We start from the raw sequence: 26980 nt of genomic DNA, 5'->3' as shown, positions 1-26980 counted from the left end.
CAACCTATTATTAGCGCAATTAATCTACTCTTGATTTAAGTTACGCAATTGCTTTAGTTTTTCTTTCCAAACTTCTAAGCTTTCCTTGTGAATTGCGATGTTTTTGCGAACCTCAAGAACAATTGAGTTCTCTTTTTTAGCATTTTTTGTATTGGCAAAGAACTGAATGTTGTTTTCCAATTGGAAAATTTCGTTCTGAACTTCTTCAATTTTACGCATTAAGAAAATCTTTTCGTTGTCTAATTTACGAGTGTCATTACTGTCAGACAGAGAATCGATTCGGTTCGAGAAACGCATCATTTCAGTTTCTTTTTTGCTCAGACTTAGTTTTTCGAAAAGAGCATCTAAGATTTTATTGAATTTCCCTTCGATATGACGTCTTGCGAAAGGTACTTTTCCGTAGCCTTTCCAGATTTCGATATGTGCTTTGATGGCATCCAGATCGGTTTTGTGATCACCGGTTAGCTGGTAAGCTCTCAAGATGTCTAAATATGCTTTTTTATTATCGAAAGCAGCTACTTCGTCAACATTTTCCTCCGATTTGTGCTCTTTTAATTTATCAAAATAGTGATTGCAGGCATCTTTAAATTCTTTCCAGATTTTATCAGAATATTTTTTAGGAACGTGACCAATTTGTTTCCACTCTTCCTGAATTTGTTTCATGATTGGAGTAGTGGCGGTAAAATCAGTGCTTTCCTGTAGTTCTTTGGCTTTTGCTACAAGAGCCATTTTTTTGTTTAAATTGTCGTTTTGATCCTTTTTAATGTCTTTGTAAAATGAATTTTTAAAAGCATTAAAGTTTCTAACGGCAGTTTTAAACGCAGCCCAGGTTTCTTCATTCACTTCTGAAGGCACTTTACCGGCAGCAAAAAACTCATTTCTTAGCGCTTCTACTTTCTGAATCTGTACCAGCCATTGGGAGTGAGAGTTTACTTTCTCGGTTCCTAAAACCTCAATTTTGGCAATGATCTCTTTTTTGATCTCGAGATTGTTTTGCTCGTTTGCTCTTTGGTTTTCAAACAAAACTTCTCTTTTGTCGTGAATTTTTTTAGTCAGTTCACTAAATCTGTTCCAGATCGTATCACGGTGTTCTTTAGAAACCGGCCCGATATCTTCTTTCCAGATTCGGTGTAAATCTTGTAATTCACGGAATGCCTTGCTGATGTCGGTTTCGTCAACCAATTCTTCAACACGGGCAACTATTTTTTGCTTTTGTTCCAGATTGTGTTTGAAATCCAAATCTCTTGCCTCACGATCCAGATGCAGGTAATCATAAAAATTCTCTACATGAAAATGGTAATTGTTCCAAACGTGATTGTATTTGTCTTTCGGAATTGCACCTGCATTCTTCCATCTTTCTCTTAAATCATTAAAATGTTTAAGCGTATCCTTGATGTTCTCCTGCGGATTGATGAGCTCTTTAAGCTCTTCAACGATGGCAAGTCTGTTGTCTAAATTTGATTTAAGATTAGTTTGTAAATGTTTAAAATGAGCATTTCTTTTTTCTCTAAAAACATTATAATACTCGTCGAATTTAGATTTTAAAGGAGAGTGGTATTCGAATTCTTCATTCGGATCTTGTTTTGAAGCATTGAATTCTTCTTTTTTCTCTTCTATAAAGTGATTGTATTGTAATAAAAACGACTTCTTGATTTCTTCGATATGATCTTTTACAGACATAACTTTGTCCGTATTAATCAGTTTTTTCAGTTCGTCAACAAGTGCATCCAAAGAAAAAGTATCATAATCCTGCATAGGAATTTCATGACGCTCTTTAAGCGTCTCATCTTCACTTTCTTCGGCATTCGAATTGGTTATGGCATCTAATGCAGTCTGATGATTGGCTTCGGTAGCTTCAACAGTACTTTCTGATTCAATCTCATCATTCGAAATTGTATTTTCGGGTACTGCATCGGTATCAGCCGTTTCGATTGCATTATTCTCAGTAGAATCGTTGATGTCGATTTCTAATTTTCCGTCTGCTTCTTGCAGGTTATCATTCTTTTCTTCTAACATTTTTAATGTATAAGGTTTTTATTTTAAAGAGAGCGAAAGATAGTAAAGGTGTTTCTAACTACAAAATAAATCGTTTGTTTATACGTTATTTTACAGTGAAATTCTTAATTATTGCTTTGATTTAAAGATATGATAAGGGCTTTTTTGGAGATTTCTTGAAGTTTATTTAAATTATGAATTGCTGAAATTTTTAGAAATTTAAAAGTAAAATGATACCGGAAGACATCTTTGTTCGTTTTATTTTGATTTGAAATAGAGAAATAGGGTAGGTATTGTATAAAAAAAGTTAACCCGACAGGTTTTTACACTTGTCGGGTTAATATATTTAAAGTAATGTCCTGTTGTGGTCTTTTTTACTTATTCCAGATTTTCCATGCCTTTTCAGCCTGAAAAATAAGCATGTCGTAACCATTTTTTATTACAGCACCTTTTTCTTTCGCTCTCTTTAAAAATTCCGTTTCTGCCGGATTGTAAATTAGGTCGTAGGCAATATGTTTGTCTGTAAAGAACTCATATGGAATATCAGGACAAGCATCAGTGTCAGGTATTGTTCCAACAGGTGTACAGTTAATGATAATCTGAAAATTATCAAAAGTAGTAGCGTTAATTAAGTTGTAATCGATGATGTTATCTTTAGCTTCTCTTGAAACAAAAGTATAGAGTATGCCTAATTCATCAAGAGCAAACGCAACTCCCTTAGAAGCGCCTCCTGTTCCCAGAATCAGTGCTTTTTTATGATGAAGTTCAAGCAGCGGTTCTAACGATTTTTTAAAGCCGTAGTAATCGGTGTTGTATCCTTTTAATTTTCCGCTTTTGGTAAATTTAATAGTGTTTACGGCACCGATTAAGGCTGCTTTTTTTGAAAGTTTATCTAAGAATGGAATGACTTGTTCTTTGTACGGGATCGTAACATTTAAACCTTTCAAATCGGGATTGTTTTTCACCAATTCGGTGAAATAGTTAATTTCAGAGATGTCAAAATTTTCGTAGCTGTTGCCGGCGAAAACTTCATCACTGAATTTTTCTGTAAAATATCCTTTTGAAAATGAGTAACTAATATTACGGCCCAACAAGCCAAAACGTCTTCTTAAAGTATCAATCATTATTGTTTTCTGTGTTTTTCAATGTAGTTTTTAACTGTTTTCTTTGACCAGACTACCGGGAATAAATCTTCGATTAGAATGTAATTGTCAAAGTTTAGACGTAAACCATTGCTTAAGTGAAATTTAGCTTTAGTGGTGTCCTGAGTCATAAAATACAAGCCGGCCAATCGGTATTCGATTTCATTTTCTTCCGGAAAATATTCCGTAGCCTGTAATAAAGTTTGAATTGCACTGTCAAATTCTCCTAAGAACTGAAGAATATCAACCCAGAATAACCAAGTATCCAGCGCATAATCTCCAAATTCTACTGCTTTTCTGTATCCAAATTCAGCTTCTTCAAAAAAGTTCATTTGTTTGTTGATGGTGGCGTAACGCTTCCAGTACAAACGATTCTGATTGTCGATTGCTAATGCTTTATTGACAAAGAATAAGGCTTTTTGAAAGTTTTTCTGGCGCATATGAAAGTCAGTAATGGCAATCCATCCTTTGTCTAAAAGCGGATCTTCATGTACGGTCTGATTGTAATATTGCAAGGCTTTTACCAAATTCCCTAGTTTTTCATAGCATTTTCCAATGCGCAGTAAAGCATAAGAAGTTGCATCGTCTAACTCAATCGTGCGGTTGTAGCTTTCGATTGCTTCATGGTATTTTTTTAAACGCTCGTAGGCTTTTGCTTTTTCCATAAAGGCACCAAGGAACTCATCGTCGATAAGTGTGGCATAATCAAAAGCGCGAATCGCGTTTTCATATTCTTTTACCCCATAATGCAAACGCCCAAGCTGATGCCAGGCAATTTCGCTGTATGGATTTTTGTTGATATAATCGTTTAGATAAACAATGGCTTCCTGATTTTGATCTAAAAATTCAAAACAATACACCACGTTATAAAGGGCAGACTGATCTTCTAAATCTTCTTCAAGACATTTGATGAAACTGTCTTTTGCCATCTCGAGGTTATCCATAAAAAGATATTCCATTCCAATCAAGTTGTAAACGTCCGCGTAGTCATCTGTAAATTGCAGGGCAATTTTAAGTAATTCTACCGCTTTTTCGTGTTGATCTCTTTTAGAACAGATATTCGCTTTCTGAATGTAAATTTCCTCGTTGTTAGGTTCGATTGCATACAACTCATTTAAGAGTTTTTCGGCGATTTCCAGTTTATCGTCGTAAACCAACATTTCTACTTGTACTAATTTTAAGCCTGTAGATTTTGGGTGTTGGTCTAATGCAAGTTTCAGGGCCTTCTTTGCTAAATTAGCCTTACCTATGTCTAAATAATGAAGAATAATTTCTTCGAATTCTTCAGAATCAAAAAAGAGTACTTTGTTTGTTTTCAACATTGACTCAAATTTGGATAGGGATAGGTTATAATCTTCTTCTTCGTTGCTTAATTGCATACTGTCTTTATTTGAAATTAGCCTGTTATAAATTTAGGCAACCATATTATTGCTGTGGGGAAAGGAAATTAATTGTTTTGAACAATTTAATTAACAATATGGACAGAATTCCGATTCTGTTTTTAGTCCTAATCTTCCGATTTATTAGAAGATTAGGGAGTTATTATTTTATCTGTAGATAGGGATTTCCTATCTTTAATTAAACTTCTTGCTCCTTTTTCAGGATTTCATCCATAACGTTTAAGATTATGGCACAGCCTTCTTTGATTTCCTCTTCAGAAATTGTTAAAGGAGGTGTTATTCGTATCGCGCATCCTTCAAACAGCAACCAGAATAAAATGAGCCCTTTGTCCTGACAGTTCAAAATAACCTGATTGGTAATTTCGGCAGTTTCGGTCATGGCGGCAAGCATTAATCCTTTTCCTCTAACTTCCTTTATCAAAGGATGTACCAAAAGCGATCGGAAGAGTTTTTCTTTCTCTAAGGTCTCTTCCATTAGATTTGTTTCAGTTAATTCCTGCAAAGTAGCGAGACATGCTGACGCAATGACAGGATGACCTCCGAAAGTAGTGATATGCCCCAGTTTAGGATTTTCGGTCAACAGATCCATTTTTTCTGCCGATGCTGTAAAAGCGCCTACCGGCATTCCGCCACCCATACCTTTTCCCATGACTACTATATCGGGAATAACGTCATAGGTTTGAAAACCAAATAGTTTTCCGGTTCTCCCAAAACCTGGTTGGATTTCGTCAACGATCATCATAGCGCCAACTTCGTCACAGCGTTTTCTTACTTTTTGCAGAAAATTGTCATGCGGTTCAATAAATCCGGCACCTCCCTGAATGGTTTCTAAAAGTATAGCCGCAGTTCTGGTTGTTATTTTTTGTAAATCTTCCTCGTTGTTAAAGGTAATGAAATCAACATCGGGAAGAAGAGGTCTGAAGGCTTGTTTGCGTTCTTCAAAACCCATAACACTCATAGATCCCATAGTATTGCCGTGATAGGCATTATGACACGAAATAAGCTGACTACGTCCTGTTGCTCGTTTCGCTAACTTCAAAGCTCCTTCAATCGCTTCTGTTCCTGAGTTTACCAGATAAGTTTTGTTTAGTGATTCAGGCAGGAGTGAGGCCATGAGTTTACAATACTCCACAGCCGGACTTTGAGAGTATTCGCCATAAACCATTACATGCGAATACTTGTCCAATTGATCTTTAATCGCCTGATTGACTCTTGGATGCTGATGCCCAAGTGTGCAGGCAGAAACACCCGCTACAAAATCTAAGTATTTCTTATTACTAGTGTCGTAAATATATGAGCCAATAGCATGAGAAACCTCCATTCCTAAAGGGTATGGTGAAGTTTGTGCCTGGTATTTTATAAAGTCTGGATTCATTTTTTTTGAGATTCTAAGTTGCTTAGTTTCTAAGGTTCTGAGTTTAGTCTCAGTTTACAGTTGGGTAAAAAACTGCGACTGAAAACTATTTTTTAGTCTTACTCTTAGCGTTTGTAGTGGTCTTCACTGCGGGTTTCTTTTTGCCGTAATCCAAGGTTTCTTTTCTTACTTTTAGAGGTACGTTTTTATCTTTAGCCTCTTCGTCTTTTCCTTCCTGAATTAATTTATCGTTCATTTCATTGTCTTCAGCCGTAAAAATATCGTCTTTCGACTTTATTCGTTCGTCGCCACGCCAGCGCAAGCCTTTTAATTTACGGGCGTTTTCAGGTAAATCGGCTTCGGGATATACGTCACCGTCGACTTTGTTAAAAAAGGTGATGGTTTCAATATCGTTATTTTCGATAATCAGGTTGATTTTACTGCTTACATTTTTATTGATTCCAATTAGCTCATTGTCATCATTTCGCATGTAATAGATTACCTCGGTGTTTTTGATAACGTCGACATCATGTAATTTTCCTTCCCTGAATTTTCCAAACAAATTGAGTCCTTTGACCTGATTGTAACCGGTTCCGAGGGTATCCCGCGAGACAATAAAGGTGTTATTGAGAACTTTTAAGGAATCTAGTTTTTTAGTGTTTTTATCACCAATAAGATGCATGACATCTCCTGTGATTTGGCTTTCTCCGTTCCAAAGAATCGGGTTGCCAATTAGTTTTGTCAAAGCGGTCTTGGAATTGGAATGGATAGAATCACATTTCCCACTCATGTCTATTTTGTAAAAACGTACATTGTTGTAAGCCCTTAAAATACGTTCACCTTCTTTTCCGGTAACCATCAGTTTTTTTCCGTGAATATAAACCGAATCTTTTTCAACCAGATTAATGGCTACGGCTCTTTTGGTTACAAACATCGAATCTTTGAGTTTGTAAATTTCGGCATAATGGCCTTTTACAATACCGCGATTGATAGAGTCCGTGATTTTTACATTTCGGGTGGCAGAGGCAAATTCGATATTTCGATTGTAGTATAAACTGTCTCCTTCTATGAGGCGATCATCGTATTTGATGTAAGATTTTCGTAAAAAATGTGCAAGATTTTTCTTGGTGTCATAAAAACCCCTTTCCGTATAAATATAATTGGATTTACTGGTAATGGTTGAAGGACCAAGTAAATAAGAGTGTCCTGAGTTGCTGTAGTAATCTAAATGATTTGATTTGATCACATATTTTGGATTGGTAATCGTAACTGCAGTCAGGAACTGAAACTTTTTCTCGGTCACAAAATACCTTCCTGATTTACTAACCAATGTATTGTCTTTGTTGATGATAGTTCCTTTGGTGTTGTAAAATACCTGCTGAATATTTCGGTCAAAGTTTATCGTATCCGTACTTAAAGTGGCATCGGGCGAACTCATGACAGCGTCACCGGTCGCAAAAGCTTTTTTTACATTACCACTGTATTCTGCATATTTACTGTTTAGAAATAAGGTGTCACCTTGTACCAATTGCACATTTCCAAAAGCTTTAAGATAATTTTCTTTTTGAAAGAAATAAGCTTTATTACAGGTGAGTACAACCCCGTCATGATTCACTTTTACATTTCCGGTAAGCAGTAAAGCACCCGGTATTTCGTTTTCGTTGATTTCTTGAAAATCAGCATTTTCAACAATTATTGTTTTAGGTTTTTGAGCAAAAAGATCTTGTACGCTTAAAAAAAGCAAACAAAAGGATATGAAAAATAGTAATTTCTTCAATGGATTAAATTTTTGTCAAATTTATGAAAAAGGTTATAACCTTTATGGATATTAAGATTAATTTATTAATACGGATTTTTTGAATGGATGGATAGGTTTTAATGAAAAATTCTAAATCAATTTGATGAAAAAATGTTCATTTGGTTTTGAGTTTAATTTATCAACAAAACGGAGTACTCTTACGTTGTAGTTGATGATTTTGTACTTCTATCCAAACAAAAAAGATTTTTAGGTTTCCGTGAATTTAAAAATTAGTCTAAATTTAGGAAATGGTTTTCAGAATCAGGAATATTATTTCCGATTTGGAGATCAATCTGATTATAACGTAAATATGATAAATAAGAATTTTTTTGTTGCGGGACTCGCTGTGGTTCTGCTGTTTTCGGCATGTAAAACCAAAGATCTAAAAATGAATACAAGTAAAGAAAAGACTCCTAAAGAGAATAAGATTGTAGTCTATCAGGTTTTTACGCGTTTATTTGGAAATAAAAACACCACTAATAAGCCGTGGGGGACGATCGGGGAAAATGGTGTTGGAAAATTTAATGATTTTACAGACAAAGCGCTGCATGAAATTAAGGATTTAGGTGTTACCCATATTTGGTATACAGGTGTTCCGCATCATGCATTGGTGGGGGATTATAAGGCGTATGGAATTTCAGATGATGATCCGGAAGTGGTAAAAGGCCGTGCAGGATCTCCGTATGCTGTAAAAGATTATTACAATGTAAATCCCGATTTAGCGGTGAATCCGGCAAACAGATTACAGGAGTTTGAAGCGTTAATCGGACGTACGCACAAAGCAGGACTAAAGCTGATTATTGATATTGTACCCAATCATATTGCAAGAAAATATGAAGGTAAAAGTAATCCGGCGGGAGTAAGAGATTTTGGAGCCGATGATGATGTGAGTATGGAATATAAACGAGATAACAATTTTTATTATATCCCAAACAATCATTTTGAAATACCGAGCGGAGATATTCCATTAAATGGAGAGAAAAATGTACTTGTAGACGGGGTATTTAATGAAAATCCTGCAAAATGGACTGGAAATGGTTCCAGAAAAGCGAAGCCTGATCAAAACGACTGGTATGAAACGGTGAAAGTAAATTATGGAATTCGTCCTGACGGTTCAAAGGATTTTAAGGAACTTCCTGCAGGATTTGATCAAAAAACGTATCAGGAACATTTTGCTTTTTGGCAGGATAAAGACGTTCCGGATTCCTGGAAAAAGTTTAGGTCTATTGCTTTGTATTGGATTGACAAAGGGGTAGATGGTTTCCGTTATGATATGGCGGAGATGGTACCCTACGAATTTTGGAGTTATATGAATTCGGCAATTAAGATGAAAAATCCAAATGCCTTTTTATTGGCAGAAGTTTATAATCCAAAGGAATATCGTAATTATATTCGTTTGGGGAAAATGGACTATCTCTATGATAAAGTGGAAACTTATGATAAGTTGAAAGATATTATTCGCGGAAAATCACTGCCGGATGGATTATCGGATATTCAGAAAGGAATGGAAGATATTGAGCATAATATGCTGCATTTTTTAGACAACCATGACGAGCAGCGATTAGCTAGTCCTGAATTTGCAGGAACTCCCGAACGTGGAAAACCGTTAATGGTGGTTTCTGCGACAATTAGTACGGCTCCAACTATGGTTTACTTTGGACAGGAAGTAGGTGAGGCAGCAAATGAGAATGCCGGTTTTGGAACGCGTTCCAGAACATCGATATTTGATTATATTGGAGTGCCAAATCATCAGCGTTGGATGAATGAAGGTAAGTTTGATGGCGGGCAGCTTTCGGATTCAGAAAAGAAGCTGCGTGATTTTTATAAGAAATTGCTAAATTTCTCCCTTAAAAGCCCCGCTTTAATGGGGAGTTTTCAGGAAATTCAAAGCGTAAATCGCCAAAATAATAGAGGTTACGACGATTTAATTTATTCGTATGTGCGTTGGTCAGAGGATCAAAAACTGATCATAGTGACTAATTTTTCTTCAGAAAAAACAAGTGAGTTTGATTTGAAAGTTCCTTCAGATATTATTTCAAAATGGAACTTAAGAGATGGAGTTTATGATCTTAAGGATCAATTGTACGAGAAGAGTATTGTGCAGTTAAAAGTAAATAATGCAGAAGGAGTTGTGAGGGTGAAAATAATGCCTTCGGAGTCATTTATTTTTGAATTAAAGTAATTGTAGACATCTACTTAAAGGGCTGAAAGCATGGTGCAACGCACTATGAGAAAAATTAAAAGTGATTATTATCCTGAAAGGGTAAAAGCAAATAGATAAAAAAAGCTGATACTTAAAAATGTAGTATCAGCTTTTTTATGATTTATACTTTTTTGACTTTTTTCAAAGCTTCGATGTAATTTTCGTTTACTTTTTCCCAGTTAATATGCTGATAAAAAGCATCAATATAACTCCCTTTTCTGTTTTGGTAATCCAGATAGTAAGCATGTTCCCAAAGATCAATTCCTAAAATTGGAGTTCCGGGAATCAGGGCGTTTTTCATTAAAGGATTATCCTGATTGTCAGTAGTTGTTATTTGAAGTTTTCCGGCTCTGTCGACAATCAGCCAAACCCATCCGGATCCGAATTGTTTGGTTGCCTGACCTTTGAACTGGCTGGTTAGATTGCTTAGAGAACCAAACTCTTTATTGATCGAACCTGCTAAAGTGTCTTTTGGAGTTTGTTCTTTTGGTGTCAGAATATTAAAATAAAGCGTATGATTGTAGTATCCACCTGCATTTTGACGAAGCTTGGCATTGCTAAGATCCATTTTTTTAAGAATATCTTCAATAGGCAGATTTTCAAACTCCGTATTTACAATTTCTTTGTTGAAATTGTTGGTGTAAGTTAAATAATGTTTTGAATAGTGTGTTTCCAGAGTAAGAGTTCTTATTGCAGGAGCCAAAGCATCATAAGAAAATGGCAGTTTTGTCAATTCAAAAGAACCTGGGTCTGCTTTTACATCATTTGGAGATCCAATGGTGATTTTTTCTTCTTTTGTTGGCAAAGGAACCTCTACAACTTCGGTTAACTTATTGTCATTACATGAAAATAATAGAAAAAATGAAGTCAAAATGCTAAAACGAGTAATGTTTTTCTTCATAATGTTAGTTATTTTGATGTTAGTGAATTAATGATTGCGATATAGTTTTCTTTAGCCTCCTCAGCTGTAAGATGACTTATTTGCATCCAGGCATTTGTTTTGAAAGCATTTCGTAAATCAAAATTATCCGATTGATTGTACACAGCTGTTCCAAAAGTTGCTTGTTTGTAATAGGCATAAAGTCTCAACTGCACATCTTGCGGCAGTGTAGCCTGAGTCATTTTTAAAGCGGTCTCAACGGCCTCTGAAAAACGAGTATCTAAATCTTTTTCAGTCATTAAGCTTTTGTAGCGATGATGGTTTTCCCACCAACTGCTTTTTGGTTTAATACTACATTGATTGGAGTGCCTAAAGGTAAAAATAAATCTACTCTTGAACCAAATTTTATAAATCCGGCATCTGTCCCCTGAACAACCTGCATTCCTTCTTTAGCGTAATTTACAATTCTACGCGCCAAAGCTCCTGCAATTTGTCTGTACAATACCTGTCCAAAAGTTTCGTTTTCAATTACAACCGTTGTTCTTTCGTTTTCTTCGCTTGCTTTTGGATGCCAGGCAACTAAAAACTTTCCAGGGTGGTATTTGCTAAATTTGATAATACCGTCCATTGCGTAACGTGTTACGTGTACATTAATTGGTGACATGAAGATAGATACCTGAAGACGTTTGTCTTTAAAAAACTCTCCTTCGTACACTTCTTCGATAACCACAACTTTCCCGTCTACAGGGGCAAGAATGTGATCGCTGTTTCTGATTGCGATTCTTTTTGGATTTCTAAAAAATTGCAGAATGATAATTAATACTAATAAACCAGCTAGCTGAACTACTATTCTTAGCCAATTGATATCAATGAATTTTTCAGCAATTAAAAGTACAGCTACTGCGAAAACAGTACCTAACAAAATGGATGGGCCTCCTTCTTTATGAAACATAATATAAAATTTGATAAAATAAAAATATAATTGGTGCTACAAATATAACACTATCTAGTCGATCTAATACGCCTCCGTGACCCGGCATAATGGAACCGCTGTCTTTTACTCCGGCAACTCTTTTGAATTTGGATTCAATTAAATCCCCAATAGTTCCGAAGATACTAACGATTAAAGCAATAATCATCCAGATAAGAATGGATTTAGTACTGAAATCTGCTTTTGGCTGTATGTATAGTTTTGAGATTAAAAATCCGGCAAAGGCAGCAAAAACTACTCCGCCAAGGAAACCTTCAATTGTTTTTTTAGGTGAAATACGTTCAAACAATTTATGTTTTCCCATTGACTTTCCAACTAAATAGGCAAAGGTGTCATTGGTCCAGATTAAAACGAATAATCCGATGATGATTTTTGGATTGTAATCTTTGATACCAAATGAAATTTTAGTGATAAAAAGGAAAGGGAGTGTTACATATCCAAGTAAATAAATGTATTTGGATGTTTTACTGATGATTTGTGTGTCGTCAAATAAAAAAACAATACATTTTACAGATACAATTAAGGTAATGATGAGCAGTGCCGAAAAAAGCTTTTCGGTATCCACCGTAATTATAATATTCTCTTTAAATGTTTTGCTAATATAGTTTTCAGTTTCAGTTTTGTAAAAACTGATTAAAGCAACTGCGCTATAAAACAGGGAAACAAATAAAATGGAAAAAACTTTATTGATCCCAACTAAATTACAGAATTCATAAGTGGCTATAATCAGAAAGATGCCAAAAAGAATAATAAAGCTTTCGGTAGAAAACAGAATAGAAGTTAGTAATAAAGCGATATAAACAGCACCAGAAATGGTTCTCTTGAGTGTTTCGTTCATCTTAAAGATCTTCTAAGAGCAATAAATACAAGTTTTTGGCAACACTTCCGTATTGCGTAAAATCTTCTTCTTTTGCTTTTTCGAAATATTTTATTGTGGTAATATTAGTAGGGTAGTCTCTTTCGTACTTGCGTTTGATCGCGCTTAGACCATCGCTTTTGATGGAAAGTATCTGACTTGTTGTAGCAATAATAACAATGTTTGCAGGCAATTCGTTTGGTTTATCCTGTCTGATTTGTTTAGATGAGAATAAAATAGAACCTTCGTCAGCAATCAGATTCTCACAAGTGGCAAGTAAAAATTTTGGATTCCTTGGCGAAAGATAAAGTAGTTTATTTTCTTCAAGCAAACTAAAAAGAGCAGGTTCATAACACAAAACTTCGTTTTCGAACCAGTCGTTTTCTTCTAAAATGTTTTCAAATTGTTCTGCAACCTCCTGTTTGTTTTCGCAATACAAGAACTTACCTCCATTTTTTTTGAAATTAAAAATGAATCTTTCATCGATAGATAAATGACTGTCAGGAGCTTGGTTTGCCCCGTATTCACTTTCATGTTCTTCATCAGAAGCTGGCTCGCTGGAACCAAATATTTTTTTGAAAAAATTCATTTTATATGAAATACTTTACATGTTAATTGAAAACGTTCAAAGATAAAAAAATCTTAATTCAAAAGGGTGTTTTGAATTAAGATTTTAAAAAATATTACATATTTACTGAATTATCTATGAAACCACTTCTTCTAAATTTTTATCAAAAGTGCGTTTTCCGAAGATAGCTTCTAAGTCATCTTTGAAAATAACTTCTTTTTCAATTAATATGTCAGCTAGTTGATTTAGCTTGTCTTTATTTTCTTTAAGAATTTCAATGGCTCGTTGGTACTGACCTTCAATTAATTCTGAGATTTCTTTGTCAATGATTTTTGCAGTTTCGTCAGAATATGGTTTTGAAAAATTGTATTCGCTTTGACCGCTTGAATCGTAATACGTAACATTTCCAATTTTATCATTCAAACCATAGATTGTTACCATAGCACGAGCCTGACGTGTGACTTTTTCTAAATCGCTTAATGCTCCGGTCGAAATTCTGTCAAAAGTTACTTTTTCAGCAGCTCTTCCGCCCATAGTAGCACACATTTCGTCTAACATTTGATCGGTTCTGACGATTTGTCTTTCTTCCGGTAAATACCAAGCCGCTCCTAAACTTTGTCCACGAGGAACAATCGTTACTTTGATTAGCGGTGCAGCATGCTCTAACATCCAGCTTACGGTCGCGTGACCAGCTTCGTGAATAGCAATAGCTCTTTTTTCTTCCGGTGTAATGATTTTGTTTTTCTTTTCAAGTCCGCCAATGATTCTGTCCACAGCATCAAGGAAATCTTGTTTGTCTACTGCCGTTTTATTATTACGGGCAGCAATCAGTGCAGCTTCGTTACAAACATTAGCAATATCAGCACCAGAGAAACCAGGAGTTTGTTTGGCTAAGAAATCAAGGTCAAGGCCTTCTACTTTTTTGATAGGTGCTAAGTGAACTGCGAAAATTTCAGCTCTTTCACGAATGTCCGGTAAGTCAACAAAGATTTGTCTGTCGAAACGTCCTGCACGCATTAAAGCTTTGTCAAGTACATCGGCTCTGTTGGTTGCAGCTAGTACAATTACGTTAGAGTTTGTACCAAAACCGTCCATTTCTGTTAGTAATTGGTTCAATGTGTTTTCTCTTTCGTCATTTCCGCCTGACATATTGCTTTTTCCTCTTGCTCTACCAACAGCATCAATTTCGTCGATAAAGATAATTGCAGGAGATTTTTCTTTGGCTTGTTTGAATAAATCACGTACACGTGAAGCACCAACACCTACGAACATTTCAACGAAATCAGATCCTGATAAAGAGAAGAACGGAACCTGAGCTTCACCTGCAACTGCTTTTGCTAATAATGTTTTACCTGTTCCCGGAGGTCCTACTAATAAGGCTCCTTTTGGAATTTTACCTCCAAGATTAGTGTATTTTTCAGGGTTTTTTAAGAATTCTACAATTTCTTGTATTTCTTCTTTTGCACCTTCTAAACCAGCTACATCTTTGAATGTAGTTTTAATATCGGTTTTCTCATCAAACAACTTAGCTTTTGATTTTCCAATGTTGAAAATTTGTCCGCCACCGCCACCGGCACCACCTGACATTTTGCGCATAATGAAAATCCATACACCAATAATGATGATGATTGGTAGCAAACTGATTAAAATGTCGCTCCAGTTGTTTTTCTGTAAGAAATTAAAATCTTTCAGTTTGCCTTCTCCAACTGCTTTTTCAAGCTTTGTCTGGAAGATTTGATCGTTACCAATTTCTAAAGTATAATGAGGACCTTTATTTGGTCTGTCAAAAATATCTTTAGCTACTTTTTTATTAGCCGCGTCTTTAAGAGCCGCAGCGTTTAAATATACTTCAGCTTCAGCTTTGTTATAAACGATTACTTTTTCAATTTGTCCTTTTTCTAATAAAGTATTGAATTTAGAAGAAGTTAATTGAGCAGGTTCGCTTAAGTTTGATCCACCGGTTGCAAAACTTATAAATAAAAAAACCAGAAGTATTGCAGTATATATTAACCAGGGACTTATTTTAAATTTACTCGGATTTGGATTATTATCTTTAGCCATTAGAAGAAATTTTCTTTAGTATTTGTTTTCGATTGTAGTTATTTTGGCATCACCCCAAAGGCTTTCGATGTTGTAATATTCTCGAATGTGTTTTTGGAAAACATGCACTACAATGTGTACATAGTCCATAAGAACCCATTCCGCATTATCGGTTCCTTCTACATGCCAGGGTTTATCCTTTAAATCTTTTGATACAGTTTTTTGAATTGAATTTACAATGGCATTAACTTGGGTATTTGAACTTCCGTTGCAAATGACAAAATAGTCACAAACTGCAGTGTCTATTTCTCTTAAGTCAAGAATATCGATATCATTTCCTTTTACTTCTTCAATCCCTTTGATTATGTTCGCCAATAGAACATCATTATTAACAGTCTTTTTCGCCATGAATTATTTTATATGAATTTGTAAAGTTACCAAATTTTGTGATTATTTTTGAACCTTAACAAAATATTAAATTAAGTTATTTAAATTACTTAAATGAAACTAATCAAACTCGATGCCATAGATTCTACAAACGATTTCCTTAAATCATTGTCAAGTCAGGATGAACTGGAAAATTTTACTGTAGTGACGGCTGAAAATCAGACAAAAGGCAAGGGGCAGATGGGTGCTAAGTGGCAATCTGAGGTGGGTAAAAACTTAATTATGAGTGTTTTGGTGAGGGATTTTGTCTTTAATAATGAGCATGTTTTTAACCTTAGCCTTATAGTGTCTTTAAGTGTAATCGAGGTGCTAAAATCCTTAAATATTCCTGATTTAAGTATAAAATGGCCAAACGACATTATGTCATATAATAAGAAAATTGGTGGCATACTTATTGAAAATACCCTCAAAAGTGATGGCAGGATTGTGTCAGTTGTTGGGTTGGGCTTAAATGTCAATCAGACTAATTTTGATGAACTTCCAAATGCTTCTTCATTGGCAGTGATTTCGGGCAGTAGTTTTGAGAAAGAGCTTTTACCTTATTTGATTGTCGGGAAAATGAAAGAGATGATAGGAGCATGGGAAGTTAATTCTAAACATTTATGGTCTGTTTATTTTAATTCATTGTTCCGAAAAGGTGTTCCAATGCCATTCAAAAACCTCGAGAATCAAAACTTTATGGGAATCATTCAAGGAGTATCACCTGTAGGTAAGATTCAGATTCTTCTGGAAGACGATTCCGTTTCAGAGTTTGATATTAAGGAGATTCAGATGCTTTATTAGAAGGGTTTGAGGTTCTGAGTTGCTAAGATTCTAAGGTTTTTTTAGAGGTTCAGAGGTTTGGAGGTTTTTTGGGAAACAAAAAATAAAAAAGCCTGATCGTTAAATCAGGCTTTCATTTATAATTCACAATTAATAATTTACCATTATTAAAGTTTAGTCATATTGTTTGCTAAAGTTTCGATGAACTTGCTGATTGGGCCTTTGATCATCATAGCCATCATAGCATTGAATTCGCCTTCAAAAAACAATTGAACGGCACTTTCTGAACCAGAAACACTGTCAATATTTGAAGTTAAGGTAAATGGAAGTTTATCGCTCGCAGCTCCTAGAACAATTTTGTTTGGTGCGGTTTTATCTTTCATTTTAAGTTTTATTTCCGGCATGCCTTTCAATCCAAAAATAAAAGCGTCTTCGCCAATTACTTCAAATTTAGCAATATTATCCGGCATTAATTTTTCGAAATTCTTTACGTCAGTCAATAAGTCAAATAAATCCTGAGCTGATTTCTGAACGGTAACTTTTGGACTTTCTAAGTTCATATATTAATTTGTTTTTTTTAATTTTTATTTAACCGCAAAGGGCGCTATGGATTTTGATTTTCTTTGTGTTTACAAACGCAAAGTTCGCAAAGCTGGATTTTTTAATAAATTCCAATTTTTTTAATTCCAAATTCCAAAAAAGAGCGAAGCAATTTTTAAAAAATCTGCAATCTAAAATCTGCAATCTACAATTACTCTGCCTCCTGTCCCCAAGTCGATGGACTCACGTTCCATTCTTGCAGGGTAGACTGTTGTTCTTCGCTGATGTATTGTTTTTGAACCGCTAAATCCAGTAGGTTTTCGTAATTACTTAAGGTATACAAATCGATATTGGCATTTTTAAAGTTTTCTTCGGCAACATTAAAACCATAGGTAAAAATGGCGGCCATTCCTTTAATATTAGCTCCTTCGTTGCGTAAAGCTTCTACAGCCATCAAACTACTGTTACCGGTACTGATTAAATCTTCTACTACAACAACATTTTGACCTTTTTGTAAAAAACCTTCTACCTGATTTTGTCTTCCGTGTTTTTTAGCTTCAGGACGCACATATACGAAAGGTAATCCAAGGCTTTCGGCCACAAGAATTCCAACTCCAATTGCTCCGGTAGCAACTCCGGCAATGACATCCGGTTTTCCAAATTGTTTTTCTATATTTTTCGCAAATTCATCACGAACGTAGTTTCGGATGCTTGGAAATGAAAGAATTAACCTATTATCACAATAAATAGGAGATTTCCAACCTGAAGCCCATGTAAAAGGATTTTCGGGATTCAATTTAATTGCATTTATTTGCAAAAGCAATTCGGCTGTTTTTTCGGCAGTATCTTTATTAAAAATCATAGTACAAATGTATAAAGTTTTTGTGAACGACAAACCACTTTTTTTGACAAATGAAATCTCGAGAGAGACTAATTTTCAATTATTCTTGTTAGAGAGTATTGATATCGAGCAGCTTATAGTGAAAATCTTTCAAAATAAAATTCAAAAAGCTTATTTGTATCATCCTGACGAAAAGGAGATTATGAAGACCTTAAAGGCAAAAATTCCTGTAAGTAAAGCTGGGGGAGGTTTTGTGTACAATAAAAGGGGCGAGGTTTTATTTATCTTCAGAAATGGAAAGTGGGATTTGCCTAAGGGCGGAATCGAGAAGGGGGAAGAAATTGAGGCTACGGCTATTCGTGAGGTGGAAGAAGAAACAGGTGTGAGCCAGCTTCGTATTACCAATAAACTTCAAAAAACGTATCATGTTTTTAAGCGTAACGGAAAATACAAACTCAAAATCACGCATTGGTTTGAAATGCATACAGACTTTGAAGGGATTCCTCATGGTCAGGCTGAAGAAGGTATCGAAAAAGTGGCCTGGTTAAATCCGGAACAAATAAAAGAAGCTTTGAAAAACTCTTACGAAAACATTAAGCTGTTATTTGAAGAGGAAAGTGAAATTAAAGTAGAGTAAGGGAAAAAATACTACCTCATCATTTCCTGATAATTTTTTACCCCTTTTAATTAGGCGTGCCATCATCCTGATAAGAGAGGAGGGCACTACAGCCTATATGTTCTCTTATTGAGATGCTGTAGGATTATGCGAGCCACTTCACTGGTAGAGTTCTATTCGCTACTTATAGTTGTTTTTACAGTAAAAGCTAAGAATAATCTTGGTAATGTTTTGATTTTAATTGTATTTTCGTTTGTCGATGAATCAATTAAACGAACTTTTATGTCATTTCAAGCGTATTTAAAAACAATCAAAGAAAAAACGGGCAATGGTCCGGCCGAATTTAGGGCTTTGGCAGAACAAAAAGCATTTACTCACGAAGGAAAACTCAAGCCTGAAGTAAAAGCCGGAGATATTGTAAACTGGCTTAAAGCAGATTTTGAATTAGGGCAAGGTCATGCAATGGCAATTTATGCTTTACTAAAAGGTATTAAAGACGAAAATAGCCAGTAAAAGGTTTAGCTATTACAGAAGTAAAAGTTGAAATTTGAATTTTTGCTCGTGAAGCGGTTCTTTTTTAAGGTTTTAAACTTTGAAATAAACGTGTTCACGAGCAGAATTTTGGTAATTATCGATTATTCAAACTGATAGAAAGCGTCGTCGATTAGGTACTCAATTTTTAAGAATTTATGAGTGAGTTCTGTAATCTCTTCCTGAAAGTTCTCGGAATTTAATGTTACCCAGCCTTCCATTAGGGTTAACGGGCCATGATTTGTAGTTACATTTGGCCAGATTTCTTCGTACTTTTTAAACGATTTTCTAAAGACTTCGGCAAATTTTCGACTCTCAATAGTATAAACTTTAAATTTTCTAAGCTTTAAAGCGTGGATGTTATACATCATTCTTTGTTTTTCGATACCAGAGTCATTAACCCAAATTGAAAAGAAAATTCGTGATTCGGCTGTCAGTGCTTCCTGCGGATTGGTGGACCATGATCTTTTGTACAGTTTTAGGAATACGGAGTCTAAGTATAGACCAACTGCAACTTCGATTGATTTTTCGTCTAATGTTTTTTGATCGAGACGGTCGGCGGCTTTTTGAAAGCCCTCGAGATAAAAAGAGGTATTCATTATGGTTTTTGGTTTAAATTGGTTTAATGGTATGGTTATAGTTTTAACAAATATAAATGAACTGTTGGATAATCTGAATGTTTTTTGATTAATCAGGATCAACCATCAATGCTTAAAACCTCTTGTTTTAGAAGAATCTTAGCAATAATGTGGTGTAAAGGGGGATAAATGAAGTGTAGATAGTATTAAGCTCTATAGTAGTGAAAGCCCCGTCTCAGCGAGAAAATATTTCTGAAGTTTTGTGTGGTGTTTTCGTGTAAGGTGAGTTGCTCTCTCTGTGTATATACTTTGTGTTTGTTTGCTTTTGCCCTTTCAGGGCGGAATCTATTTTTTATTCCGTTTGCAGTGCGTTGCACTGCACTGTTGCTTTTTGGGCTTTCAGCCCGTTTTTGATAATCTTTGATGGAGAAGAGTTCTATATAATGGTTTGGTGTGAAGCGTATGATTTTTAGTTTTCAGGTTATTTTTGATTTTTTTGCTCTGAAAGAGCTTTAGCAATAGCTTAGTGCGAAGCACTAAGAATGAATAATGATTTTTTTGGTTAAGCCCTGAAAGGGCGATAGACTATGTGCAAAGGAAAAGTTTATCATATGTTATGGATTTTTACTAAGAAAGGCTACTTTTTTAGAATCTGTATAATTTTTCATTTTTAACTATTTCATGTCTTAAAAATCGTACTTTTGTTTGATATCCAAATCAATAGTAAAAAGCATCTAAATTGTATCATACATAGCAAAATATGTTTTTTACATTATTGATTGTAATGATTGTTAATATTATCTTTGAATTATGAGCACATTATCAAAACCAAACCACATAGGACGAAAAATTAGCCGAATCCGCGAACTGAGAGACATGAAGGAGGAAGCTTTGGCACAAGCCTTGGGGACTAGTCAGCAAACGGTGTCAACTTTAGAAAATAGTGAAGAAATTGATGATGAAAGACTGAGCCAGGTAGCAAAAGCTTTAGGAGTAACCGTTGAAGCCATTAAGAATTTTTCAGAAGAAGCTGCGATCAATTATTTTAATAGTTTTACAGATAACAGTGCAGGAACTTTTAATAATCATTGTACTTTCAATCCATTGGATAAATTAATGGAATCAGTAGAAGAAAATAAAAAACTTTACGAACGTTTGCTTCAGGCCGAAAAAGAGAAAGTTGAGTTTTTAGAAAAAATATTGAAGGGTAAATAAGTTTTATCTTTTTGTAATTTAAAAACCTAATAAATGTATGTTTATTAGGCTTTTTTATTTTTTAGCGATGTTGATTTATTGAGTTTAAGAATTCCCATTTAATTTTACCAGAAGATTCCCTTCGTTAAAAACGGCATTAATTATATTTTCATTTTTTTCTGCTTTAATTTCGTTTCCGTTTGATGTCAGTTTATAACCTTTTTGCGATAGATAACTTGTAAAAGCATTTTTGTGGTTTTGAATTTCAAATGTTGAAATTAACTCTGGAAAAACAGTTAAGATTCGGGCTAACTCTTCACTTTCAGCTTTATCTATTAGATCAGATTTAATGGTAACAACCATAGTGCCCTGGCCATAATTTCCAAGATAATAACCGCTTCCATTGAACATTTCAGTAGCAATCATTCCTATTAAATGAAGATCGTTAGAGACAGCGTCGAATTTTCCAATCGTTAATAAATCAATATTATTTTCTTCTCCATATTGTTTTAATAAAAGAGCTTGCTTCATAGCAGATTCATTATATCCGCCAGCTTTGTTATCCCAAATCCATAGCCAGGTTTCTGAAGAATGCGAAAATGAACCCAAAACCTGCATTGGAAAAGTAAGATGGTCTCCAAATGTTATTTCTTCCTTATCCATGTCAACATTCCAAGAAAGCCCGCCAGTTACAGTGTAGAGATTTCTTTGTTTTTCTAGAGCCAGGGCACCATATTTTTCAAAAAAATCATTCTCAGATGTAAAGTGTTTAGTGTCATTTTGCTGATTAGTAGTTGTTTCTGTGTTTTCTGTTTTCTTTTTAAAAAGATTGTTGAATAAGCCCATTTCGTTATGATTTTTAGAATTATAAAATTGATGTTTTCAAATGTCTAATATAATTATCAAGCAAACCTTGAATTTGCTGACTCGCGACAGGATTTGCAGAGTGAACCTTGAATTTTAAATTCTGTAAATTTATTCCGGATTCATAAACCAGCCATTTAGCACAAGCATAGCCATCTTCGGCGACCATATTGTTTTCATCGAGCCCAAGGTCGTTATCAAAACTTATTAATTCTGGAAGTCCTTTTTCTATTTATTGTATTTTTGAAGTCATTAAAGTTTCTAATTACGACGAAATCATTATTAGTTAGATTTTTATAAACCATATTTACATTTCTAATATCGTCTAGGAAGAGTTTGTATGTCATGATTTTTAATGTAAAAAGTTTTTTAGTTCAACTGTATCAAAGTTCTATATACAAAGCTTCGCGATCTCAGCGTTTTTCAACTCAAAAGAAACTTAGTGTTCTTTGCGGTTGAACATCACAGTACCCGATAAACAGGATATTGCAAATGCGCCTTTTCATAATAGGCCGAATGTTTATAAATCCAGTCTAACTGTGCTTCCGGATTTTTAGCAAATTCCGGATCAGTTTGTTTTTTGCTTTCCAGTTCGGCTTTTAAAGTTGAGTTTTCTTTTAGGAGTTTAGCAGCGGTATCTTCAAAAATATAACTTGAATAGTGCTCTTTTTGCTGTAAAATAGTATCAAAGAAATTCCAGTTGAAAAACGAATCAACTCCTTCTGGTTCAAAGGCTTCTAAGATGTATTTTACACCTTTTTGATTGGTTGGAATGATGTAATCTCCTTTGGCGAAAGCCATTTTAACAATTTTAGAAGTTACCGTTGTATTTCGGTGTAAATAGTGTCCTTCGTATGCAGACGGAACGGTTTTGAAATCGGCAATTTTGTAGCTTTCCACTTCAATGATGGTGTCGTTTTTAAGTTGGGTAAACGAGATATTATTGTTCTTCAAAAGGTCAATAATATTCCAGTAACCACGTGGAATGATATAAGCAGAAGGTATAACAACGTCTTTTACTGATTTGAATTCTTTGATATAAGGAACGTCTTTTTTATATGGTTTACTTCGATCGTAGTACAAGCGATTTCCGGTTGTAGCCTCGCTTTTTTTGTAAGCTGCTTCATAACCCAAGAACGAAAAGGTGGTGGCTTTTGTACTGTCCAGCTCCCATTTTAGAGTATAGTTTTTCTTAGCTTGATATTGTTGCAGGTTTTTTACTCGGAGTTCCTTGATTTTTTGGTAATTGGCGTCGGTGTAGTCTAAAGTCGATTTGGTGTATTCGTAAGTCATTTTTACACGTTCGGCATATTTTTTCAGCATGTGCGTTTCAACCACAAAACCAATGGTGTTGAATAATGAAGTATAACCCGTTGTATATCGTGGACTATCCACAAACTGACCAAAACCTTTGTCAGGAGTGTCTTTAAATGAATCTACGTATGGTGTTGTTTCAATTTTCTTTTGTTGTAGATCTTTGACCAGAGCCGGCATCATTTCGCTATTCATAAAATCACCCAACACGGTTCCCAGTTTGTTGTGCTGTGTCATGATATAGGTTAATTTGTATTGATAATCAGAACCGTTACTCACATGATTGTCAATAAAAACGTCGGGATTTATTTTCTGAAAAATCTCAACAAAACTTTTGGTGTTTCGCGTATCTGATTTCATTAAATCACGATTGAGGTCGTAGTTGCGGGCATTTCCTCTGAAACCATAAATTTCCGGACCATCCTGATTGGCTCTTGTGGTCGAATTTCGGTTCAAAGCACCTCCAATATTGTAAACCGGAATGGTAACCAAAACGGTATTTTTTGGGGCTTTTATCTTTCCTGTTGCCAGATCTCTGTAGAATTGCATGGTGGCATCGATTCCGTCAGGTTCTCCAGCATGAATGCCATTATTGATGAAAAGCACTGCTTTGTTCTTTTGAATTTTCTCAAAATCAAACTCTTTGTCAGGATTGTAAGTAATCATGTGTAATGGCTCTCCTGAATCGGTTAGCCCCATTTCTTTAATTTGAATCGTCGCAAAATCACGTGCTAAAAGTTTATAATACTGAATCGTTTCTTGATAAGAAGCGGATTGATTTCCGTTTCCTTTTTCGAAGAAAGTCTCGTATTTTTTATTGTTTTGAGCGAAAAGGGTTAGGGTGAAAAGTGAAAAGAGAAATGTAAAAAGTTTCATGGTTTTGGTTTTGTTAGCAAGAATCAAATATAGGTTTTTTGTTTCAGGTTTCAGGTTTTAGGTTTTAGGTTTTGAATGAGGGTAAAAAGATTAACCGCAAGGCACGCTAAGTTTTTTACTATCTGGGATTTTATGAAAACGCAAAGTTCGCAAAGCTTTGTGACAGACTTAACGAACTTTGCGTAAACCTTTGCATCTTTGCGGTAAAGTCTGCGCAAAGTTTAATCGCATTTCTACCTGAAACCTGAAACTTGGAACTTGAAACCTGAAACAAACAAACTCACAACAGCTTAGCAAGCTCAACGATTCCGTCTTCAATTTGTTTTTCGGTTAAGGAGGCATAACCAAGTCTGAATCCTTGCACAGGTTTATTAAAACTGAATTTCTCAGGTGTTATTATTTTGATCCCTTTTAACAGCAGTTTGTCCGCAATTTCAAAAATATTAACTGGCGAGTTGGGAATTATCCAAAATGCCAGGCCTCCTTCGGGTTTGGTAAAAGTGGTTTTGTCTTTGAGGTATTTGTTGCAAATCGTTTCAAAATAGTCGCGTTTTGCTTTGTAAATAAGGGTTGTTCGTTTAAGGTGCCTTTTAATCTCGCCTTCGTTTATGAGCTGTAAAACGGCTTCTTCCATAATGTTATCACCTTGTACATCAATTATTTTTCGGTGTTTGCCCACTTTTAAAATGGTTTCATGATCACTTACCAGATATCCGATTCGTAAGGCAGGTGCAACAATTTTGCTCAGCGTTCCAATGTAAACCGTGTTTTTGGCATTGCTGTAACTTGAAATAGGAAGAATAGGTCTTTGTCCGAAATGAAATTCATGATCGTAATCGTCTTCGATAATGGTAAAACCGTATTGATTGGACAATTCGATGAGTTTTAATCTTCGTTTGAGACTCAGGGTAACTGTAGTTGGAAATTGATGATGCGGTGTTACGTATATGGCTTTTATGTTGCTGAACTTTTTCAGATAAGCTTCGACCTCATCAATCAGCAAGCCGTCTTTGTCGACATTTATTGGCAGTAATTTAGCTCCACTGCTTTGAAATGTTTCCCAAGCGGCCTGATACCCCGGGTTTTCAACCATTACGTAATCGTCTTTTGATAATAAACAGTTGGAGGTTAGGTACATTGCCATCTGGCTTCCACGTGTGATGCAAATTTGGTCCGGAGTGACATTCATTCCTCTTTTAAAATTGAGCATCTGTACAATGGCTTTACGAAATTCCAGATTTCCGTACTCTGTACTGTATCCCATGATTTGCCAACGCGATTTTCGGTTAAAAATCTGTCGGTAAGCTCTGGCGAGTTCGTTCATTGGTGCAATTCGACTATCGGGGATCCCATCATCAAAAACGATAAGAGGCTGTTTTTCTTCCTCAGTATAATTTGGTTTTTGCTTTTGATCGATGTTTTTGGAAGCCAGCGGCAGAATATCGGCTACGAAAGTTCCTTTCCTTTCCAATGTAATGAGCCAGCCTTCGGCAATTAAAACGTCTAAAGCTTCAATAACAGTATTTCGGTTCACTTTTAGCAAGCCTGCGAGCTGCCGGCTGCCGGGCAGTGCATTACCGCTGTTGAGCATTCCGGTTTGAATGGCTTCGATGATTGCATCAGCGATTTGTAGATAAATGGCTTTTGCATCATTTGCGTTGAGTTGAATTTCTAATTGCCAAGGTCGTAACATCTGGACTATTTGTTTATGTTAAAACTGTATCAGTTGAGTAGTCCAAAGTTAAGATAATTTTGTGGAGCAATAATGCAAAACACAATAATTATTAAAGTTATGGAAACTAAAAAACAATTTTCTTCAAAAGATTTTCACGAAACTTTTGCCAGACCCACTTTTGTGATGCCTGAAAAATTAATTCATAAAAACGTAGAGCAAGCCGGAGTTCACAATCAATTTTCTACCGAGCGAAAACATCCGGTTTTCTTTGTAGATCTTCCAAGTAAAAACGTGAGTATGACAATTGGTGGTTTATTACCGGATCAATTGACAAACAGACATCGTCATACGTATGAAACCGTTATTTATGTAATTGAAGGGCATGGGTTTACCGAGATTGAGGATATAAAAGTAGAGTGGAAAGCAGGCGATGCTGTTTACATTCCGAGTTGGGCTTGGCACAGGCATCAAAATTTGAGCAGCGAAGCATCGGCGAAATACATTGCCTGTGAAAATGCACCGCAGCTTCAGAATTTAGGCGTGGCATTAAGAGAAGAAGAAGGCAGGGATCTTTAATTTAAAACAATTGAAAAACATGAAAAACAATCTATTCAAGGGCATTATTGCTTATCCGATTACTCCATTTGATCAAAATGAAAAAGTAGATATCACTTTGTATAAAAAATTACTGGAACGTTTAATTGTTTCCGGTTGTCACGCTGTCGCCCCGCTTGGAAGTACCGGAGTTATGCCTTATTTGTCAGATGAGGAAAAAGAAGCTATTACTATAGCAACAATCGAACAGGTCAGGGGCAGAGTTCCGGTTTTGGTTGGCGTATCAAACCTGACTACTGAGAAAACCATTTATCATGCTAAATTTGCCGAAAAAGCAGGTGCCGCTGCCGTAATGATTATCCCAATGAGTTACTGGAAGCTTACAGATGACGAGATTGTTCAGCATTTTGATGCAGTAGCAAAGCAAATTTCGATTCCGATAATGGCTTACAATAATCCTGCAACGGGTGGAGTAGATATGTCACCGGTTTTATTAAAAAGGCTTCTTGAGATTGCTAATGTAACCATGATAAAAGAAAGCACGGGAGACGTTCAGAGAATGCATTATTTAAAGCGGGAATTGCGCGATGATGTTGCTTTTTTTAACGGTTCAAATCCGTTGGCACTGGCTGCATTTTCTGCAGGAGCTACTGGCTGGTGTACGGCTGCGCCCAATTTAATTCCGAAATTGAATCTGGATTTGTATCATGCGATTGAGAACAATGATTTAGAGGCTGCGCAAAAAGTATTTTACAAACAATTGAATCTTTTAAAGTTTATCGTTAACAAAGGTTTGCCACGAGCAATCAAGGCAGGTTTGGAAATTCAGGGAATAGAGAGTGGTTTTTTAAGAAGTCCGCTAAAACCATTAACCGCAAATGAAATTGAAGAGTTTAAGTTGATTTTGAAAGAACTGGAATAGTTTTCCGGATGGAATTCAGAACTTAGGTTTCAAGTTTC

26 protein-coding genes are annotated in these 26980 nt (G+C 35.4%); 7 read left to right on the top strand and 19 right to left on the bottom strand.

All coding sequences use genetic code 11. From position 1 onward, the window contains the following. Positions 1-24: 24 nt before the first annotated feature. The 5 genes from BHE19_RS08185 to BHE19_RS08165 all read right to left on the bottom strand — a co-directional run bounded on the left by BHE19_RS08185 (position 25) and on the right by BHE19_RS08165 (position 7668). On the bottom strand, positions 25-2016 hold the full coding sequence (locus BHE19_RS08185) for a DUF349 domain-containing protein (protein ID WP_070906673.1): 1992 nt from the start codon (positions 2014-2016) through the stop codon (positions 25-27). 353 nt (positions 2017-2369) lie between these two features. Continuing rightward, on the bottom strand, positions 2370-3119 hold the full coding sequence (locus BHE19_RS08180; RefSeq protein ID WP_070906672.1) for a shikimate dehydrogenase family protein: 750 nt from the start codon (positions 3117-3119) through the stop codon (positions 2370-2372). Next, the gene (locus BHE19_RS08175; RefSeq protein WP_017496517.1) at positions 3119-4516 is read right to left on the bottom strand and encodes a tetratricopeptide repeat protein; all 1398 of its coding nucleotides are present in this window, start codon (positions 4514-4516) and stop codon (positions 3119-3121) included. The genes BHE19_RS08180 and BHE19_RS08175 overlap by 1 nt, the downstream gene beginning before the upstream one ends. A 199-nt stretch (positions 4517-4715) precedes the next feature. Next, positions 4716-5912 (bottom strand): aspartate aminotransferase family protein, encoded by a 1197-nt coding sequence (locus BHE19_RS08170; RefSeq protein WP_070906671.1) that lies wholly within the window; start codon positions 5910-5912, stop codon positions 4716-4718. 85 nt (positions 5913-5997) lie between these two features. Beyond that, positions 5998-7668: an OstA-like protein gene (locus BHE19_RS08165; RefSeq protein ID WP_123923505.1), complete on the bottom strand. Its 1671-nt coding sequence runs from the start codon at positions 7666-7668 to the stop codon at positions 5998-6000. Between the two features lie 409 nt (positions 7669-8077). On the opposite strand from BHE19_RS08165, the gene BHE19_RS08160 reads away from it, so the two are divergent. Further along, positions 8078-9871, top strand: a complete 1794-nt coding sequence (locus BHE19_RS08160; RefSeq protein ID WP_394332170.1) for an alpha-amylase family glycosyl hydrolase — start codon at positions 8078-8080, stop codon at positions 9869-9871. A gap of 142 nt (positions 9872-10013) precedes the next feature. Here BHE19_RS08160 and BHE19_RS08155 read toward each other — a convergent pair whose 3' ends face one another. The 7 genes from BHE19_RS08155 to rsfS form a co-directional block, all read right to left on the bottom strand. After that, positions 10014-10793, bottom strand: coding sequence for a superoxide dismutase (locus BHE19_RS08155; RefSeq protein ID WP_070906670.1), 780 nt, complete (start codon positions 10791-10793; stop codon positions 10014-10016). An 8-nt stretch (positions 10794-10801) separates the two neighbouring features. Continuing rightward, a complete protein-coding gene (locus tag BHE19_RS08150) occupies positions 10802-11071 on the bottom strand; it encodes an acyl-CoA-binding protein (protein ID WP_070906669.1) in 270 nt (89 codons plus the stop codon). Next, entirely contained in the window at positions 11071-11724 is a 654-nt protein-coding gene (locus BHE19_RS08145) for a phosphatidylserine decarboxylase family protein (RefSeq protein WP_070906668.1), read from the bottom strand. The genes BHE19_RS08150 and BHE19_RS08145 overlap by 1 nt, the downstream gene beginning before the upstream one ends. Next, a complete protein-coding gene (locus BHE19_RS08140; RefSeq protein ID WP_070906667.1) occupies positions 11714-12601 on the bottom strand; it encodes a phosphatidate cytidylyltransferase in 888 nt (295 codons plus the stop codon). The genes BHE19_RS08145 and BHE19_RS08140 overlap by 11 nt, the downstream gene beginning before the upstream one ends. Before the next feature lies 1 nt (position 12602). Further along, the gene (locus tag BHE19_RS08135; RefSeq protein ID WP_017496525.1) at positions 12603-13208 is read right to left on the bottom strand and encodes a lactate utilization protein B/C; all 606 of its coding nucleotides are present in this window, start codon (positions 13206-13208) and stop codon (positions 12603-12605) included. Between the two features lie 114 nt (positions 13209-13322). After that, positions 13323-15248 carry an ATP-dependent zinc metalloprotease FtsH gene (ftsH, locus tag BHE19_RS08130; RefSeq protein ID WP_070906666.1) on the bottom strand — a complete coding sequence of 642 codons (1926 nt, stop codon included), beginning with the start codon at positions 15246-15248 and terminating at the stop codon, positions 13323-13325. A 15-nt stretch (positions 15249-15263) separates the two neighbouring features. Next, positions 15264-15635, bottom strand: a complete 372-nt coding sequence (gene rsfS / locus BHE19_RS08125) for a ribosome silencing factor (protein WP_017496527.1) — start codon at positions 15633-15635, stop codon at positions 15264-15266. 93 nt (positions 15636-15728) lie between these two features. Between rsfS and BHE19_RS08120 the strand changes: the two genes are divergently transcribed. Beyond that, the gene (locus BHE19_RS08120) at positions 15729-16457 is read left to right on the top strand and encodes a biotin--[acetyl-CoA-carboxylase] ligase (protein ID WP_070906665.1); all 729 of its coding nucleotides are present in this window, start codon (positions 15729-15731) and stop codon (positions 16455-16457) included. A gap of 146 nt (positions 16458-16603) precedes the next feature. On the opposite strand, the gene BHE19_RS08115 is transcribed toward BHE19_RS08120, so the two are convergent. Both BHE19_RS08115 and pyrE read right to left on the bottom strand, forming a co-directional pair. Next, positions 16604-16996, bottom strand: coding sequence for an orotate phosphoribosyltransferase (locus BHE19_RS08115; RefSeq protein WP_070906664.1), 393 nt, complete (start codon positions 16994-16996; stop codon positions 16604-16606). A gap of 191 nt (positions 16997-17187) precedes the next feature. Continuing rightward, on the bottom strand, positions 17188-17838 hold the full coding sequence (gene pyrE / locus BHE19_RS08110; protein ID WP_017496530.1) for an orotate phosphoribosyltransferase: 651 nt from the start codon (positions 17836-17838) through the stop codon (positions 17188-17190). 7 nt (positions 17839-17845) lie between these two features. On the opposite strand from pyrE, the gene BHE19_RS08105 reads away from it, so the two are divergent. Both BHE19_RS08105 and BHE19_RS08100 read left to right on the top strand, forming a co-directional pair. Next, positions 17846-18454: an NUDIX hydrolase gene (locus tag BHE19_RS08105; protein ID WP_017496531.1), complete on the top strand. Its 609-nt coding sequence runs from the start codon at positions 17846-17848 to the stop codon at positions 18452-18454. A 261-nt stretch (positions 18455-18715) separates the two neighbouring features. After that, positions 18716-18946, top strand: coding sequence for a DUF4287 domain-containing protein (locus BHE19_RS08100; RefSeq protein ID WP_070907128.1), 231 nt, complete (start codon positions 18716-18718; stop codon positions 18944-18946). A 122-nt stretch (positions 18947-19068) separates the two neighbouring features. On the opposite strand, the gene BHE19_RS08095 is transcribed toward BHE19_RS08100, so the two are convergent. After that, positions 19069-19563, bottom strand: a complete 495-nt coding sequence (locus BHE19_RS08095) for a hypothetical protein (protein ID WP_017496533.1) — start codon at positions 19561-19563, stop codon at positions 19069-19071. Between the two features lie 789 nt (positions 19564-20352). Between BHE19_RS08095 and BHE19_RS08090 the strand changes: the two genes are divergently transcribed. After that, a complete protein-coding gene (locus tag BHE19_RS08090) occupies positions 20353-20757 on the top strand; it encodes a helix-turn-helix domain-containing protein (RefSeq protein WP_070906663.1) in 405 nt (134 codons plus the stop codon). 84 nt (positions 20758-20841) lie between these two features. On the opposite strand, the gene BHE19_RS08085 is transcribed toward BHE19_RS08090, so the two are convergent. From BHE19_RS08085 to pdxR, 4 genes are all read right to left on the bottom strand, one after another. Next, positions 20842-21582 carry a DUF6882 domain-containing protein gene (locus BHE19_RS08085; RefSeq protein WP_070906662.1) on the bottom strand — a complete coding sequence of 247 codons (741 nt, stop codon included), beginning with the start codon at positions 21580-21582 and terminating at the stop codon, positions 20842-20844. 19 nt (positions 21583-21601) lie between these two features. Further along, the gene (locus BHE19_RS23045; RefSeq protein WP_317040045.1) at positions 21602-21769 is read right to left on the bottom strand and encodes a cyclic-phosphate processing receiver domain-containing protein; all 168 of its coding nucleotides are present in this window, start codon (positions 21767-21769) and stop codon (positions 21602-21604) included. A gap of 293 nt (positions 21770-22062) precedes the next feature. Continuing rightward, positions 22063-23790 carry a M14 family metallopeptidase gene (locus tag BHE19_RS08075; protein ID WP_070906661.1) on the bottom strand — a complete coding sequence of 576 codons (1728 nt, stop codon included), beginning with the start codon at positions 23788-23790 and terminating at the stop codon, positions 22063-22065. A gap of 280 nt (positions 23791-24070) precedes the next feature. Continuing rightward, complete coding sequence (pdxR, locus tag BHE19_RS08070) at positions 24071-25483, bottom strand: MocR-like pyridoxine biosynthesis transcription factor PdxR (protein ID WP_070906660.1); 1413 nt, start codon at positions 25481-25483, stop codon at positions 24071-24073. A gap of 99 nt (positions 25484-25582) precedes the next feature. Here pdxR and BHE19_RS08065 point away from each other — a divergent pair, with 99 nt between their 5' ends. Further along, a complete protein-coding gene (locus BHE19_RS08065; RefSeq protein ID WP_233431364.1) occupies positions 25583-26041 on the top strand; it encodes a cupin domain-containing protein in 459 nt (152 codons plus the stop codon). Positions 26042-26060: 19 nt separating this feature from the next. Continuing rightward, a complete protein-coding gene (locus tag BHE19_RS08060) occupies positions 26061-26942 on the top strand; it encodes a dihydrodipicolinate synthase family protein (protein WP_070906658.1) in 882 nt (293 codons plus the stop codon). Positions 26943-26980: the final 38 nt, after the last annotated feature.

Origin of the sequence: Flavobacterium tructae (assembly GCF_001853485.1) — a bacterium.
In the GTDB taxonomy this organism is placed as follows: domain Bacteria; phylum Bacteroidota; class Bacteroidia; order Flavobacteriales; family Flavobacteriaceae; genus Flavobacterium; species Flavobacterium tructae.
Note: the sequence above shows the minus strand (reverse complement) of the source record. Positions and strands in the feature narration are given on the sequence as shown.

Bases quoted from the DNA above. Each gene is read 5' to 3' on its own strand.
- BHE19_RS08060 (WP_070906658.1), top strand. From the start codon at position 26,061: ATGAAAAACAATCTATTCAAGGGCATTATTGCTTATCCGATTACTCCA.
- rsfS (WP_017496527.1), bottom strand. From the start codon at position 15,635: ATGGCGAAAAAGACTGTTAATAATGATGTTCTATTGGCGAACATAATC.
- BHE19_RS08090 (WP_070906663.1), top strand. From the start codon at position 20,353: ATGAGCACATTATCAAAACCAAACCACATAGGACGAAAAATTAGCCGA.
- pyrE (WP_017496530.1), bottom strand. From the start codon at position 17,838: ATGATTTTTAATAAAGATACTGCCGAAAAAACAGCCGAATTGCTTTTG.
- BHE19_RS08115 (WP_070906664.1), bottom strand. From the start codon at position 16,996: ATGAACTTAGAAAGTCCAAAAGTTACCGTTCAGAAATCAGCTCAGGAT.
- BHE19_RS08065 (WP_233431364.1), top strand. From the start codon at position 25,583: ATGGAAACTAAAAAACAATTTTCTTCAAAAGATTTTCACGAAACTTTT.
- BHE19_RS08155 (WP_070906670.1), bottom strand. From the start codon at position 10,793: ATGAAGAAAAACATTACTCGTTTTAGCATTTTGACTTCATTTTTTCTA.
- BHE19_RS08105 (WP_017496531.1), top strand. From the start codon at position 17,846: ATGTATAAAGTTTTTGTGAACGACAAACCACTTTTTTTGACAAATGAA.
- BHE19_RS08135 (WP_017496525.1), bottom strand. From the start codon at position 13,208: ATGAATTTTTTCAAAAAAATATTTGGTTCCAGCGAGCCAGCTTCTGAT.
- BHE19_RS08085 (WP_070906662.1), bottom strand. From the start codon at position 21,582: ATGGGCTTATTCAACAATCTTTTTAAAAAGAAAACAGAAAACACAGAA.
- BHE19_RS08150 (WP_070906669.1), bottom strand. From the start codon at position 11,071: ATGACTGAAAAAGATTTAGATACTCGTTTTTCAGAGGCCGTTGAGACC.
- BHE19_RS23045 (WP_317040045.1), bottom strand. From the start codon at position 21,769: ATGGTCGCCGAAGATGGCTATGCTTGTGCTAAATGGCTGGTTTATGAA.
- pdxR (WP_070906660.1), bottom strand. From the start codon at position 25,483: ATGTTACGACCTTGGCAATTAGAAATTCAACTCAACGCAAATGATGCA.
- BHE19_RS08075 (WP_070906661.1), bottom strand. From the start codon at position 23,790: ATGAAACTTTTTACATTTCTCTTTTCACTTTTCACCCTAACCCTTTTC.
- BHE19_RS08140 (WP_070906667.1), bottom strand. From the start codon at position 12,601: ATGAACGAAACACTCAAGAGAACCATTTCTGGTGCTGTTTATATCGCT.
- BHE19_RS08170 (WP_070906671.1), bottom strand. From the start codon at position 5,912: ATGAATCCAGACTTTATAAAATACCAGGCACAAACTTCACCATACCCT.
- BHE19_RS08120 (WP_070906665.1), top strand. From the start codon at position 15,729: ATGAAACTAATCAAACTCGATGCCATAGATTCTACAAACGATTTCCTT.
- BHE19_RS08145 (WP_070906668.1), bottom strand. From the start codon at position 11,724: ATGTTTCATAAAGAAGGAGGCCCATCCATTTTGTTAGGTACTGTTTTC.
- BHE19_RS08180 (WP_070906672.1), bottom strand. From the start codon at position 3,119: ATGATTGATACTTTAAGAAGACGTTTTGGCTTGTTGGGCCGTAATATT.
- BHE19_RS08175 (WP_017496517.1), bottom strand. From the start codon at position 4,516: ATGCAATTAAGCAACGAAGAAGAAGATTATAACCTATCCCTATCCAAA.
- ftsH (WP_070906666.1), bottom strand. From the start codon at position 15,248: ATGGCTAAAGATAATAATCCAAATCCGAGTAAATTTAAAATAAGTCCC.
- BHE19_RS08100 (WP_070907128.1), top strand. From the start codon at position 18,716: ATGTCATTTCAAGCGTATTTAAAAACAATCAAAGAAAAAACGGGCAAT.
- BHE19_RS08095 (WP_017496533.1), bottom strand. From the start codon at position 19,563: ATGAATACCTCTTTTTATCTCGAGGGCTTTCAAAAAGCCGCCGACCGT.
- BHE19_RS08185 (WP_070906673.1), bottom strand. From the start codon at position 2,016: ATGTTAGAAGAAAAGAATGATAACCTGCAAGAAGCAGACGGAAAATTA.
- BHE19_RS08160 (WP_394332170.1), top strand. From the start codon at position 8,078: ATGAATACAAGTAAAGAAAAGACTCCTAAAGAGAATAAGATTGTAGTC.